This window comes from Arthrobacter sp. OV608, assembly GCA_900110595.1.
GTDB lineage: Bacteria > Actinomycetota > Actinomycetes > Actinomycetales > Micrococcaceae > Arthrobacter.
In genome coordinates, this window is the sequence record FOEZ01000009.1 from 25,381 (window position 1) to 38,602 (window position 13,222).

Annotated in this window: 8 protein-coding genes; 6 read left to right on the forward strand and 2 right to left on the reverse strand. The window is 68.2% G+C overall.

Going from position 1 to position 13,222, the window contains the following annotated elements; all coding sequences use genetic code 11:
• Window positions 1-27 precede the first annotated feature (27 nt).
• Together cydB and cydD are read left to right on the forward strand one after the other, a co-directional pair.
• Entirely contained in the window at window positions 28-1,077 is a 1,050-nt protein-coding gene (gene cydB / locus BMX78_RS13155; protein ID WP_091420056.1) for a cytochrome d ubiquinol oxidase subunit II, read from the forward strand.
• 1 nt (window position 1,078) lies between these two features.
• Window positions 1,079-4,594, forward strand: a complete 3,516-nt coding sequence (gene cydD / locus BMX78_RS13160) for a thiol reductant ABC exporter subunit CydD (RefSeq protein ID WP_091420058.1) — start codon at window positions 1,079-1,081, stop codon at window positions 4,592-4,594.
• Here cydD and BMX78_RS13165 read toward each other — a convergent pair.
• Together BMX78_RS13165 and BMX78_RS13170 are read right to left on the reverse strand one after the other, a co-directional pair.
• Window positions 4,576-5,094, reverse strand: a complete 519-nt coding sequence (locus tag BMX78_RS13165; protein WP_091420059.1) for a DinB family protein — start codon at window positions 5,092-5,094, stop codon at window positions 4,576-4,578. The genes cydD and BMX78_RS13165 overlap by 19 nt on opposite strands.
• A gap of 9 nt (window positions 5,095-5,103) precedes the next feature.
• Window positions 5,104-7,611: a DNA gyrase/topoisomerase IV subunit A gene (locus BMX78_RS13170; RefSeq protein ID WP_091420061.1), complete on the reverse strand. Its 2,508-nt coding sequence runs from the start codon at window positions 7,609-7,611 to the stop codon at window positions 5,104-5,106.
• A 76-nt stretch (window positions 7,612-7,687) separates the two neighbouring features.
• Here BMX78_RS13170 and BMX78_RS13175 point away from each other — a divergent pair, with 76 nt between their 5' ends.
• From BMX78_RS13175 to BMX78_RS13190, 4 genes are all read left to right on the forward strand, one after another.
• Entirely contained in the window at window positions 7,688-10,372 is a 2,685-nt protein-coding gene (locus BMX78_RS13175) for a bifunctional acetate--CoA ligase family protein/GNAT family N-acetyltransferase (protein WP_091420063.1), read from the forward strand.
• A gap of 41 nt (window positions 10,373-10,413) precedes the next feature.
• Window positions 10,414-11,157, forward strand: a complete 744-nt coding sequence (locus BMX78_RS13180; RefSeq protein ID WP_091420064.1) for a DUF5998 family protein — start codon at window positions 10,414-10,416, stop codon at window positions 11,155-11,157.
• Between the two features lie 62 nt (window positions 11,158-11,219).
• Window positions 11,220-12,389 (forward strand): alkaline phosphatase family protein, encoded by a 1,170-nt coding sequence (locus BMX78_RS13185; RefSeq protein WP_286138990.1) that lies wholly within the window; start codon window positions 11,220-11,222, stop codon window positions 12,387-12,389.
• On the forward strand, window positions 12,382-13,113 hold the full coding sequence (locus BMX78_RS13190; protein WP_091420067.1) for a thymidine kinase: 732 nt from the start codon (window positions 12,382-12,384) through the stop codon (window positions 13,111-13,113). The genes BMX78_RS13185 and BMX78_RS13190 overlap by 8 nt, the downstream gene beginning before the upstream one ends.
• Window positions 13,114-13,222 lie beyond the last annotated feature (109 nt).

Genomic DNA, 13,222 nt, shown 5'->3' on the forward strand with positions numbered 1-13,222 from the left:
CCCCGCCACGAGCAGAGGAAACAAAGAATGGAACTGCTGCCAACCATCTGGTTCATCGCCATCGCAGTGCTCTGGACCGGGTACCTCTTCCTGGAGGGCTTTGACCTGGGCGTGGGCATGCTGATGAAGCTGTTCGCCCGGAACAACACCGAACGCCGCGTCCTGCTCAACACCGTGGGCCCGGTGTGGGACGGCAACGAGGTGTGGCTCCTGACCGCCGGCGGTGCCACCTTCGCCGCCTTCCCGCTCTGGTACGCCTCGCTGTTCTCCGCCCTGTACCTGCCGCTGCTGGTGGTCCTGGTGGCACTGATCTTCCGTGCCGTAGCCTTCGAATACCGCGGCAAGGTGGACACCGAGCAGTGGCGGGCCCGGTGGGACTGGGCCATTGCCCTGGGATCCTTCTTCGCGGCCTTCGGCGTCGGCGCGGCGCTTGCCCTGACCACCACCGGCCTTCCCCTGAACGCCAACGGTGACCGCGAGGGCGGCCCGTTCGCGTGGTTCAACGGCTACGCGGTCCTCGGCGGACTCGCCGTCGTCGGCTTCGCGCTGGTCCACGCCCTGGCCTTCCTTGCCCTGAAGACCGACGGCGAGGTCCGCCATCGTGCCCGCGCATGGTTTGTCCGGCTGCTTCCCGTCCTGCTCCTGCCCATCGCGGCGTGGGCGGTGACGGTGCAGGTCCTGGAAGGAAAGCCCTGGACATGGGCGCTGGTCCTGCTGGCGGTAGCCGCGGCAGCCACAGCCTGGTCAATGGCCCGGAAAGGTGCGGAGGGAAAGGCGTTTATGGCCCTGGGAGCGTTCCTGGCCCTGGGCTCCGCATCCATCTTCGGGGCGGCGTTCCCGGTGGTGCTGCCCTCCACCCTTAATGAGGCCTTTGACCTCACCATTTCCAACGCCTCATCCTCGGACTACACTCTGGGCCTCATGAGCGCAGTGGCCGCGTTTGGACTCCCACTGGTCATCGCCTACCAGGCCTGGACCTACTGGGTCTTCCGGAAACGCGTCAGTGCTGCCCACATCCCGGAGGCCCACAGCTTCCTGCCGGCAATCGCCGCCAAGGCTTTTTCCACCAAAGGCTGACATGCGCCCCACCTTCCCGCCCGGCCCGGCCACCCGTTCCGCCACCTACTGGCTGGGACTCCTCGCCGCCCTCAAGGCGCTCTCCCTGGTCCTGATCGGCCAGGCGGTAGCATCGGTGCTCGCCGGCCTGGTGGCGGGGAACCCGGCGTGGGCGGAGCAGATCGCCGCCGGCATGGCTGGCGTGGTCCTACGTTCGGTGACCGTGTGGGGACAGGCCGTTGCGGCCCGCCGGGCAGCCCTGGGCATCAAGGAGGAACTCCGCGCCGGGCTGCTGGACAGGGCACTGCGCAACGGCGTCCGTGGCACGGGACCGGCCGACGGCGGACTGGCCGTGCTGGCCACCCGCGGACTGGACGCGCTGGACAGCTACTACACGCAGTTCCTGCCCGCCCTGGTGAACTGCGCCGCGGTTCCACTGCTGGTGGGTGCGCGGATCCTTTTCGCTGACTGGGTTTCCGCGGTGGTCATCGTCCTGACCGTTCCGCTGGTGCCGCTGTTCATGGTGCTGATCGGCCGGTACACCGAGGACAATGTCCGCGAAGCACAGGCCGCCCTGGCCCGGCTCTCCACCCACATGCTGGAGCTCGCCAAGGGGCTTCCCGTGCTGGTGGGCCTGGGACGTGCCTCCGCCCAGCGCAAAGCACTCGAGGAGATCTCCGAGGAATACCGGTCCCGCACCATGGGAACCTTGCGGACCGCATTCCTCTCCGCCCTGGCGCTGGAACTGATCGCCACCATCTCCGTTGCGGTGGTGGCCGTGTTCATCGGCGTGCGGCTGGTGCACGGTGACATGCCGCTGGAAGCCGGACTGCTGGCCCTGATCCTGGCGCCGGACTGCTACCTGCCTTTGCGCGAGCTTGGCACCGCCCACCACGCCAGCGACGACGGCAGGGTGGCGCTCGCGGAAACCACCGCCGTCACCGGGGCGCCCGAGCCGCAGCCGCTGTCCGCAGCCCGCGCCGGCCGGCCAGGTGCCCCCATCACCGTCACGGCACTCACGGTGAGTTACGACGGAAGGCCGCAGCCCGCCGTCGGCCCGCTCACGTTCACCGCGCCGCAAAGCAGGATCACCGCCCTGGACGGCCCGAGCGGAGCCGGCAAGAGCACCGTTCTGGGTGTCTTGGCGGGGACCATCGGACATGGAGCGGGTACTTCCGTCAGCGGCGCCATCTCCGGCCTGGACCGGCACGACATCGCCTGGGTCCCGCAGCACCCTGTGATGGTGGCGGAAACGGTCCTCGACGAGGTTGTGCTGTACCTGACCGGTAAGACGGGCATAGAGGCCAACCGTCCCCGCCGGCACGCTGCCGAGGCAGCCGCCCGAGTCTGCCTGGCGCGGGCAGCGGCCGCCCATCTTGCCGGAAAGCACCCGGCAGAGCTCAGTCCCGGCGAACTGCGCCGCGTGGCGCTGGCCCGCGGGCTGGCCCGGATCGAGGCCGGCGCCACGGTGCTCCTGCTGGATGAACCCACTGCGCATCTTGACGATGAGTCGGCGATGCTGGTGGAGGACACCATCAGGAACCTCCGCGGGCAGGTCACCGTCATCCTGGTAGCCCACGAGGAACGCACGCGGGCGCTCGCCGAACACCTCGTGCCCGTGGCCGGAAGCGGCCTCACATCCCCGGCTCCTGCGGCAGCGGTGCACGCCGGCCTGACAGCTGCTTCCCGCAGCAGCGCGGCAGCGGTCTCCGCGAAATCCCGGCCGGATGCGGCGCAACCCCCGGCGCCCAACGCGGAGCAGGGCAGCGCCACCCGAACAAGCGCCTCCCAAGCCAGCGCCGTGCGCCTGCTGTCCGCACTCCTGGCGCCGGTGCGGGGCAAGTCCGCGGGCGCGGCCGTCGTGGGGACCCTGGCGGCGGTCTTCGCCGTGGCCCTGTCCGGCCTGTCCGGCTGGCTCATTATCCGCGCCGCCGGGCAGCCGCCCATCCTGTACCTGCTGACCGCGATTGTTGGCGTGCGGTTCTTCGGGATCGGCCGGGCGGTGCTGCGCTACTGCGAACGGTTGCTCCTGCACGATGCCGTGTTCTCGGCGCTGACGCGGCTCCGGGGCCGGCTTTGGGAGTCGCTGAGCCGGCGCGCGCTGCCGCTGCGGCGCCTGCTGCAGGGCGGCAGCGTCCTGGGAACGGTGATTGACGACGTCGACACCGTCCGCGATCTCCTGCCGCGCGTGGTCCTGCCGCCGGTCACGGCGCTGGCAGTGGCTGTGCTGGCCCTCGTCACCACGTCGGTGCTGGTGCCTGCCGCGCTTCCGGCCGTGCTCGGTGCCTGCGCGGTGAGCCTCCTGTTCGCCCCCGCAGCAGCACTCTGGGGCGACCGGAAGTCCGCCACCGCTGAGCAGCTCCTCCGCGCCGGTGTCCTGCGGCGCGTGGCGGCAGCCCTTGACGCCCGTGCTGACCTGCACGCGAACGGCGCAGCTCCCCGCGTCCTGGAGGGCCTCCGCGCCCAGGACCGCAATGCCACCAAAGCTTCCCAGCGGTCAGCCTGGGCGGACGGCCTGGGCCAGGCCCTCACCACGGCTGCCTGCGCAAGCGCCGCGCTGGGGGCTGCCTGGCTGGCGGGCCCGGCCGTGCTCGCGGGCCAGCTTGCCCCGGAAACTGCAGCAGTGGTGGTCTTGCTGCTCCTCGCGCTGGTGGAACCTTTCGCGGCGATGACGACGTCGGTACGCCAGTTCCCGGCGCTGCGGACAGTCATGGAGCGGGTGGCGGAGTCGGGCGCCCTGGACGACGCGTCCGGCAGCGGCGACGGTGATGGACTCCAGGCTGTTCCTGCCCGCCCGGGCGGCCGGCCCGGCGTCGAACTGGCCGGCTTGTCAGCGGCCTGGCCAGGCGGTGCACCCGTGTTCGCCGGTCTGGACGCCGTGGCCGAACCCGGGCGGTGGCTGGCCGTCACCGGCCCGTCGGGGTCGGGAAAGTCCACCCTGCTGTCAGTCCTGCTGGGATTCCTTCCCGTGGCCGCAGGGCGGATCGGCGTAACTGGCCGCGCCGCGTGGTGCCCGCAGGAAGCACACCTGTTTGATTCGACGATCCGCGGCAACCTCCTCCTCGGGAAGCCCGGCAACGAAACAACCGACGACAAAGAGCAGGCAGATGCCCGGCTGCTGGAGGTGCTCGCGTCGGTGGGCCTCACCGGCCTGCTGGAGCGGTTGCCGGCAGGCCTGGATACGAGGATCGGGCCGGGCGGGGCGTTCCTGAGCGGCGGGGAGCGCCAGCGCCTGGCCGTTGCCCGCACCCTGCTGACCGGGGCCGAGGTGATCCTGCTGGATGAGCCCACCGCACACCTGGATGCGGAGTCCGCAAGGGCGATGCTGGCGGATCTCCGGCAGGGACTGCGCCACCGCACCGTGGTGCTGGTGACGCACAACCCGGCAGATATCCGGCCCGAGGATGCCCGCCTGGTGCTGGCGGCCGGTTCGGAAAACTTGGGGTCAGAGGACCCACGTGCAAAGGGCTCCGCTTCAGGAACCGCTGGTGGAAACCTGGTGCCGTCCTACGCCGGGGATCAGCCGTCCACGTCGTGAAGGTGGTGGACCACGTCGTGCAGGAAGTACTGGGACAGCGTCAAGACCGTGAATTCGGAGCCGTTGCTGCGCAGCCCTTTGCGGCCCCATTCAGACTCCCGGACGGCGGCAAAGGACTCGGCGGCCTGCTTGCCTTCCGCTGTCAGTTCGGCGCTGACAACGGCGGGATCGGCGTTGGCGTAGTCCTTGTCGACGGCCGTCTGGTCCTGGTCCCAGTTCTCGAACCGGGCGTCGTCTGAATCCAGCATCAGGTTCAGCCGCTGGTCAAACAGGCTGAACACGTCCCGGACGTGGCAGGCGTACTCCAGCGCTGACCACGTGTGGTCATCCGGGCGCTCGGCCACGCCAGGGCGGCGGAGAACGGCGCGCCACCGCGGGAGCATGCTTTCGATTGTCCCGGGCACCGTGGAGGGCGTGGTGGTGAAGGCGTCGAACGAGCATTCCGGGCAGGGACGGGTCAGGACCCAGGTCCAGTCCTTTTCATCAGGAACGATAGGCATGGAAGCAGTCTAAGCGGGATCGGGCCAGGCCATCGCAGGGCCCACCACATCCACCGGCTGGGACAGCGGGACACCCGAACCGTCACGCCGGCCGTGCTCCTGGGGAAGGGACCGCGCCACGCCGGCGGCGGACGAAGCCTTGGCCGGGCCATGGCCGGCCCACGCCAGCAGGAGGATGTCCTCACCCTTCAGGAACCGGTGCGCGCGGACGCCCGCCGTCGCACGTCCCTTGGCCGGGTATTCGGAGAACGCCGTCACCTTGGCGGTGCCTGGAGCAGTTCCCGGCAGGGCGCCTGTGGTGCCGGCGATGGTCACCACCACGGCCGCTTCATCCTTGGGGTGGATGGCGCCGAAGAACAAGACTTTGTCACCGGCGGCGAGTTTGATGCCGGCCATTCCACCGGCCGTCCGGCCCTGAGTCCGCACGGCGCCAGCCCCGAACTTGAGCAGCTGGGCCTGGCTGGTGAGGAACACCAGTTCGGCGTCGTCCTCGCCGGCAGGCGCCACGCCCACCACGAAGTCCTTGTCCTTGAGCGAAATGATTTCCCAGTCCTCGCGGTTCAGGGGGTAGTCCGGCTGGACCCGCTTCACCACGCCCTGCGCGGTGCCGATGGCCAGGACTTCGTCCAGCCGGGCGAAGGCCACCAGGGATTCCCCCTTCTGCAGGGTGATGAAGTCCTTCGCCGGGACACCGCCGGCAAGGTTGGGCAGGCCGGAAACAGGGGGCAGGACCGGCATGTCCATCACCTGCAGGCGGAGCATGCGCCCGGAGGAGGTAACGGCGGCAATCTCGTCGCGTGCCGACGTCTTCACTACCGAGGTAAACACATCGTGCTTGCTCCGGGGCCCGGCTTCTGCCAAGGGCTCCTGGTTGCTGGTGCGGGCGATCTGGCCGGAAGCGGTGAGGATGGCCCAGCAGGGATCGTCGGCGATCTCAAGTGCCAGGGGCACCGCCTTGCCCTTCTTGCCCGGGGCCGCGAGTTCGGCGGCCACGGTGGGGGAGACGGCTTCGGATTCGAGCAGGAGGGTGCGGCGCGGTGTCCCGTGCTCCTCCGCGATGGCGCCCAGTTCGTCCGAGACCAGGGTGCGCAGCCGCTCGTCCGAGGCGAGGATGGCTTCCAGTTCCGCGATCTCGCGGCGCAGCTCGTCCTGTTCCTTCTCCAGCTCGATCCGGGAGTACTTGGTCAGCTGGCGGAGGCGCAGCTCCAGGATGTAATTCGCCTGGATTTCGGTGAGGTCATAGATGGACATCAGGCGGGCGCGGGCGGCGGCTGCTTCATCCGAGGAGCGGATGATCTGGATGACCTCGTCGATGTCCACGATGGCGATGAGCAGGCCCTCCACCAGGTGGAGGCGGTCCTTCTTCTTCCCCAGCCGGTACGCAGTGCGCCGGCGCACCACGTCGATCCGGTGGTTCACGTAGACAGTCAGCAGCTGCACAAGGCCAAGGGTCTGCGGCTGGCCATCCACCAGGGTCACGTTGTTGATGCCGAAGGAATCCTCCATCGGCGAGTAGCGGTAGAGCTGCTGGAGCACGGCGTTGGGGTTGAAGCCGTTCTTGAGTTCGATCACCAGCCGCAGCCCGTGCTTGCGGTCCGTCAGGTCGACGATGTCGCTGATGCCGGTCAGCTTCTTGGCGTTGACGGCGTCCTTGATCTTTTCGATGACCTTTTCGGGGCCCACCATGTAGGGCAGTTCCGTGACCACCAGGCCCGTCCGGCGGGCCGAGAGCTGCTCGACCTCCACCTTGGCGCGGGTCTTGAAGGATCCGCGACCGGTGGCGTAGGCATCGCGGATGCCGTCCAGCCCCACGATCCGGCCGCCGCTGGGCAGGTCCGGGCCGGGGACGAACCGCATGAGGTCATCCAGGGTGGCGTCCGGGTTGGCAATCAGGTGCCGGGCGGCGGAGATGACTTCCACCAGGTTGTGCGGGGCCATGTTGGTGGCCATGCCGACGGCGATGCCCGTGGCACCGTTAACCAGCAGGTTGGGGAACGCGGCGGGGAGGACTTCCGGCTGGGTCAGCTGGTTGTCGTAGTTGGGGACAAAGTCCACCACGTCCTCATCGAGGTGGTCGGTGAGGGTGAGGGCGGCGGCAGCCATGCGGGCTTCGGTGTAGCGCGGGGCCGCCGGGCCGTCGTCGAGCGAGCCGAAGTTGCCGTGCCCGTCGATCAGCGGCAGCCGCAGGGAGAAGTCCTGGGCCATGCGCACCATGGCGTCGTAAATGGCGGTGTCGCCGTGCGGGTGCAGCTTTCCCATGACCTCACCCACCACGCGGGCGCTCTTGACGTGGCCGCGGTCCGGGCGCAGGCCCATGTCGCTCATCATGTAGAGGATGCGCCGCTGCACGGGTTTCAGGCCGTCCCGGGCGTCCGGAAGCGCGCGGGAGTAGATCACCGAATACGCGTACTCCAGGAAGGAGCCTTCCATTTCGGAGGTCACATCGATGTCCACGATGTTCTCCGTGTAGGGCGTGCTGTCTTCCACAGCGGGGGTGGAACTTTGGCGGCGGGCCATGGGGGTTGGTAAATCCTTCTGGGTACTGAGCAGCGAACGGGGGTGTGCTGCCATAGTTTTTGGCTAGGCTAAGCCTATGGTGGATCAGCCCGGGGACGGCGAATATCCGGAACATTGGGAAGCCGATGTCGTACTGCGTGACGGCGGAACGGCCCACCTGAGGCCAATCCACCCGTCCGACGCCGATGCCGTCCAGGCCTTCCATATCGGGCAGTCGCAGGACTCAATCTACATGCGCTTCTTCGCGTTCAAAGCCAGGTTGTCCAGTAAAGAGCTTAAGCGCTTCACGGAGGTTGACTACAAAGACCGGGTGGCTTTTGTGATCACCATCCGCGGCGAAATTGTCGGCATTGGCCGGTATGACCGGCTCGATGACCCCACCGAGGCCGAGGTGGCATTCAACATTTCCGACGCCCACCAGGGGCGGGGGATCGGCTCCATCCTGCTGGAACACCTGGCCGCGGCCGCCCACGAAAACGGGATCCGGCGGTTCAGCGCCGAGGTGCTGCCGGAGAACCGGAAGATGCTGATGGTGTTCTCCGACGCCGGGTACGACGTCCGGCGGCATTTCGACGACGGTGTGGTCAGCCTCGAGTTCAACATCGATCCCACCGAGAAGTCGCGGGCGGTGATGGAATCCCGCGAGCACCGTGCCGAGGCGAGGAGCGTGCGGGACCTGCTGACGCCGTCGTCCATTGCCGTCATCGGTGCCAGCCGCAAATGGGGCACGGTGGGATACCAGCTGCTGGAGCACATCATCGAAGGCGGGTTCCGCGGCCCGGTCTACGCGATCAACCCCGAAGCGCTGGAGCTTGCCGGCATGCTGTCCTTCGGCAAACTGTCCGAGGTTCCGGAGCCCGTCCAGCTTGCCGTCGTGGCCGTGCCCTATGAGGAGGTGCCCGCCGTGGTGGCGGACTGTGCAGCCGCGGGCGTCAGGGGACTTGTGGTGGCGTCGGCAGGCTTCGCGGACGACGGCGAACGCGGCCTTCTGCGCCAGCGTGACCTCGTGCGGCAGGCGAGGGCCAGCGGCATGCGCGTGATTGGGCCGGCCTCCCTGGGCATCGTGAACACCAACCCGGACGTGTCCCTGAACGCCTCCATGGCGCCTACGCTGCCGCTGCGCGGGGGACTGGGCCTGTTCAGCCAGTCAGCGGCGATTGGTGTCTCGCTCTACGCTGCCTCGAGCCGGCGCCGGCTGGGACTCTCCACATTCCTGTCAGCCGGGAACCGGGCCGATGTTTCGGGCAATGACATGATGCAGTACTGGGAAGACGATCCCGACACGGCCGCCGTCGGCCTTTACCTTGAATCGATTGGGAACCCGCGCAAGTTTTCCCGGCTCGCACGGCGGCTGGCCCGCACCCGTCCCGTGATCGTGGCGAAGTCCGACGCCATGGGGCTGCGGCTGCCGCCGGGGCATGCCGTCCGCACCACGCAGGCGCCTTCCGGAGCACTGGACGCCATGCTGCGCCAGTCCGGTGTGATCCGGGTGGAAACCATCGAGCAGCTGATGGACGTGGCGCAGGTGGTGTCCGGCCAGCCCCTTCCCCTGGGGCCGGGGCTCGCGATCTTCAGCAACTCGCACGCGCTGGGCAATGTGGTGGCGGGCAGCGCGTCATCCCAGGGGCTCACTGTGGAAGAGCTGGTGACGGGCGTGGATCTCGACGCCGGGCAGTCGGTTGCGCTTCCTGCCTTACGTGCCAGCCTGCTCAAGGTGCTGGAGCAGGACGATGTCCACTCCGCGGTGGCCGCGCTCCTGCCCGCGCGGGGACTGACCGTGGAAAGCATCGCCGAAGTACTGGCCGAATGTTCGGCCATAGCCGGCAAGCCGGTGGTGGCGGCGTTCACCGGCATCCTGGACGCGTCGATTTACGTGGAGGGAATGGTGGGTTCGCCGGAACGCGCGGTACCTTGCTTCTCCAATCCGGGTGCTGCCGTGGCCGCGCTCGCGGCTGTGGCCAGGTACTCGGAATGGGTGTCCCGGGACCAGGGCCATTTTGTAGAGCCGGACGGCTGCAGCCCGGAGCTCGCGCGGACCGAACTCGAAGCCCTGCTGCGGGACGTCAAGGGCGAGCAGCTCAAACGCCTGGATCCTGCAGCCACCGCCTCCTTGCTGGGCCACTACGGCATCACGGTGCTGCCGTCCGTGGGCTTTGACACTGCGGATGAGGCAGTGCAGGCGGCGGAATCACTTGGCTGGCCGGTGGTGTTGAAGACCACCGATCCTGCCTTGCGGCACCGGCTGGACCTCGGCGGCGTGCGTTTGGACATCCAGGATGCCGATTCGCTGCGGCAGAACGTGCTGCAGATGCGGCGGGTCCTGTCCAACTATGGCGACCCCGCGCTGGAAGTGCAGAGCATGGCCCCGGTTGGCCAGGCGTGCACGTTCCGCGCCATCGAGGACCCGCTGCTGGGGCCGGTCATCTCGTTCGGGCTCGCCGGGGACGCCGTGAACCTGCTGGACGACTGGTCGCACCGGGTACCGCCATTGTCCGCGGCTGACGTGGACGACTTCATCCGCGGCCCGCGTGCCTCGCGGAAGCTGTTCGGTTACCAGGGCCTGCCGGCGGTGGATGTGGCTGCGCTGGAGGACCTGGCCGGCCGCCTCGCCTGGCTGAAGGACAACCACCCCGAAATCGCCCTGGTGGAATTCAACCCGGTCCTGTGCGGCACGTCGGGTTTGACCATCCTTGCCGCGGACATCCGGATCGGCAACCCCGCCCAGCGCACGGACAGCGCGCGCCGGGCCATGCTGGGCTGACGCGGTTAGCAAGAGTCCGGCCGATCTGTGAAAATGGGGTAATGAGCTCACAGCCTCCCGCTTCGGCGCCCAAAACGCCCGGCAACGAAACCCAGGCAGTCCGCCACCACAGCTCACACAGCCACACCGCACAAGGCCAGAGCCTGGAAGGCGCCCTGCAGAAGGCCGGCTTCTACCCCCGCCTCGTGGCAGATGTTGTGGACGACGCCCTGGACGGCCGCGACTGCGTGGCGCACCTGGTGCACCTGGAGACCCACTTTGACCGCGCCGAAGTCCGCCGCCACATTACGGTGCTGGTACTGACCGCGGACATGCTGGTCATCACCCACGTCGATGACCAGCAGCTTGATGAAGCCGGCGAACAGATTGTGGCCCAGATTTCCACTGAATCCGTCCCCGTGGCCCAGATCCGCTCCGTGGTGCTCAGCTACATGTACTCGCAGCCGCAGAACTACAAGCCTTCCGACCCCGTCCGCGAAGTCACCTTGTCCATTGCGTGGTCCGGCGGGCAGCGCCTGGATATGGGACCCGCCAGTTGCGGCGACCCCCAGTGCGAAGCAGACCACGGATACAGCGGCACCATTGCCCAGGAAGACATCGTCCTGCGGATCAGCGCCGAGGCGGACGGGCTGCAGGCAGTCCAGGACGCCAAGCTCTTTGCCCGGGCACTTCGGGCCGTCAACACAGGATCGCCGGCCCCGCAGCCGCACGTCCAGTCCATGCCGCCGCGGCCGCGTGCCGGTGTTTTCGGCAACCGCCTCAGCCGCGGGCACCAGCAGCGCTGATGCCCGCAGACCGCCAGCCGACAGATATCGTTCCGCCCGCCCGGCCAGGCCTCGAGTTTGTTATGCCGCCGGCCCCCGCATACGGGCAGCGTTCCATTGCCGAGGTGCTCACGAGCGCCGCGGCCAGCATGGGTTTGGACGGGTTCGCCAACACGCTCGGCCTTCCGGCAGCCTCGCGGGTGTGCGTTGTCCTCGCCGACGGGCTGGGCCGGAACCTGCTGAAGCAGAAATCCGCCCACACGCCGTTCCTGCGCTCCGTGATGCAGGCCGGGCAGGGCGAAGTTCCCGTCTGGCTCGACTCCACCTTCCCCTCCACCACCGCAGCGGCCTTATCCAGCTTCGGCACCGGACAGGCTCCGGGCCAGCACGGCATGGTGGGCTACGACGTCCTCGATCCGCGGCAGGACAAGGTGGTCAACCTGCTGGGGAACTGGGATCCCGGTGTCGATCCCGCCGCCTGGCAGCCGTTTCCTACCGTGCTCGAGCGCGCTGCGGAGCATGTGGATGTCACCACCGTGAGCCTGCCGCAGTTCGCGGATTCCCCCATGACCCGCGCCGCCCTGCGGGGCGGCCGGCATATTTCCGGAGTCACTTCGCATGCCCGCACGGCCTCCGCAGCCGAGGCCATGGCCTCTGCGGGTCCGTCGCTGATGTACTTCTACGTGAACGAACTGGACAAAGCCGGGCACCGGTACGGCTGCCAGTCCGAGCAATGGGAGCACCAGCTCGAAGAGCTCGACGCCACCGTCAAACGCCTGAGTAATACCCTGCCCGCAGGCACCACTATCCTGCTCACGGCGGACCACGGCATGCTGGATGTCCCCGAGCAGCAACGGATCGACTACTCCGCCGAACCTGCGCTGCTGGAAGGGGTCCGGCACACGGCCGGCGAACCGAGGATGGTCCACCTTTACCTTGAAAATGGAACCGGCCCGGACGTCCGGGACCGGCTGCTCGCGGCCTGGCGGGCGCGTTTCGGGGACCGGATCTGGGCCTTCACCAGGGAGGACGCCATTGCGGCCGGCCTCTTCGGTACGGTGCGTCCCGCCGTCGAAGGCAGGATCGGTGACGTGATGATCGCTGCACGGGATCCGCTGGCGCTGTACGACACCCGCCGTGTCCGTCCCGCAGCCATGGAAGTGGTAGGCCAGCACGGTTCCTTGACCAAGGCTGAGCGGGAGGTCCCCCTGCTCTGCTTCCCAGCCGGCGGCAGGAGCCCCCGGCGTGGCTGAACTGGTCTTTTTCTCCGGCACCATGGACTGCGGAAAGTCCACCCTGGCCCTGCAGATGGACCACAACCACCGCGCCAGGGGACGCGGCGGCGTACGGTTCAGCCGGAACGACCGCGCCGGGGAATCACGGATCTCCAGCCGCCTGGGCCTGCAGACCGATGCCGTAGAGGTGCTGGACAGCACGGACTTCTGGGAGGAAGTCATGCTGCGCCGCACCCAGGGGCAGCGCATCGATTATCTGATTTGTGACGAGGCCCAGTTCTACACGCCGGAGCAGGTGGAACAGCTGGCGAAGGTGGTGGACGAGATTGACGTGGACGTCTTCGCGTTCGGCATCACCGCAGACTTCCGCACCAGACTGTTTCCGGGCTCCCAGCGGCTCGTGGAGTTGGCGGACCGGGTGCAGGTCCTGCAGGTGGAGGCACTGTGCTGGTGCGGCCGCCGCGCCACGCACAATGCCAGGACCGTCGACGGCGTGATGGTCACCGAGGGCGCGCAGGTGGTGGTTGGCGATGTGGACATGGCGATGGACGGCGCCCCTGGAACGCCTGAGCTGGACCATGATCCGGTGGTGGGATACGAGACGCTGTGCCGCCGGCATTACATGCGGCGGGTGACTGCCCACGGGGCCGCCCTGATGGGCCGGCAGGATCCGCTGCTGCCGTTCGAGGTTGATGCGTGCTTGTGGCGTGGCTCCGGCGGTACAGGAGCATCAGGGGCTTAGGCTCAGCCTGACTCTCCGCGGCGACGCCACATGGCGCTGCTGCGCTTCGGCGCCGCACCCCTATTGCCGCTTGCTGCTCCTTCGTCGCTCTGACGCAAGCTACACAAAT

What these genes read in the sequence shown, in the direction of transcription:
- cydB (WP_091420056.1), top strand. Translation starts at nt 28, where the DNA reads ATGGAACTGCTGCCAACCATCTGGTTCATCGCCATCGCAGTGCTCTGG.
- cydD (WP_091420058.1), top strand. Translation starts at nt 1,079, where the DNA reads ATGCGCCCCACCTTCCCGCCCGGCCCGGCCACCCGTTCCGCCACCTAC.
- BMX78_RS13165 (WP_091420059.1), bottom strand. Translation starts at nt 5,094, where the DNA reads ATGCCTATCGTTCCTGATGAAAAGGACTGGACCTGGGTCCTGACCCGT.
- BMX78_RS13170 (WP_091420061.1), bottom strand. Translation starts at nt 7,611, where the DNA reads ATGGCCCGCCGCCAAAGTTCCACCCCCGCTGTGGAAGACAGCACGCCC.
- BMX78_RS13175 (WP_091420063.1), top strand. Translation starts at nt 7,688, where the DNA reads ATGGTGGATCAGCCCGGGGACGGCGAATATCCGGAACATTGGGAAGCC.
- BMX78_RS13180 (WP_091420064.1), top strand. Translation starts at nt 10,414, where the DNA reads ATGAGCTCACAGCCTCCCGCTTCGGCGCCCAAAACGCCCGGCAACGAA.
- BMX78_RS13185 (WP_286138990.1), top strand. Translation starts at nt 11,220, where the DNA reads ATGCCGCCGGCCCCCGCATACGGGCAGCGTTCCATTGCCGAGGTGCTC.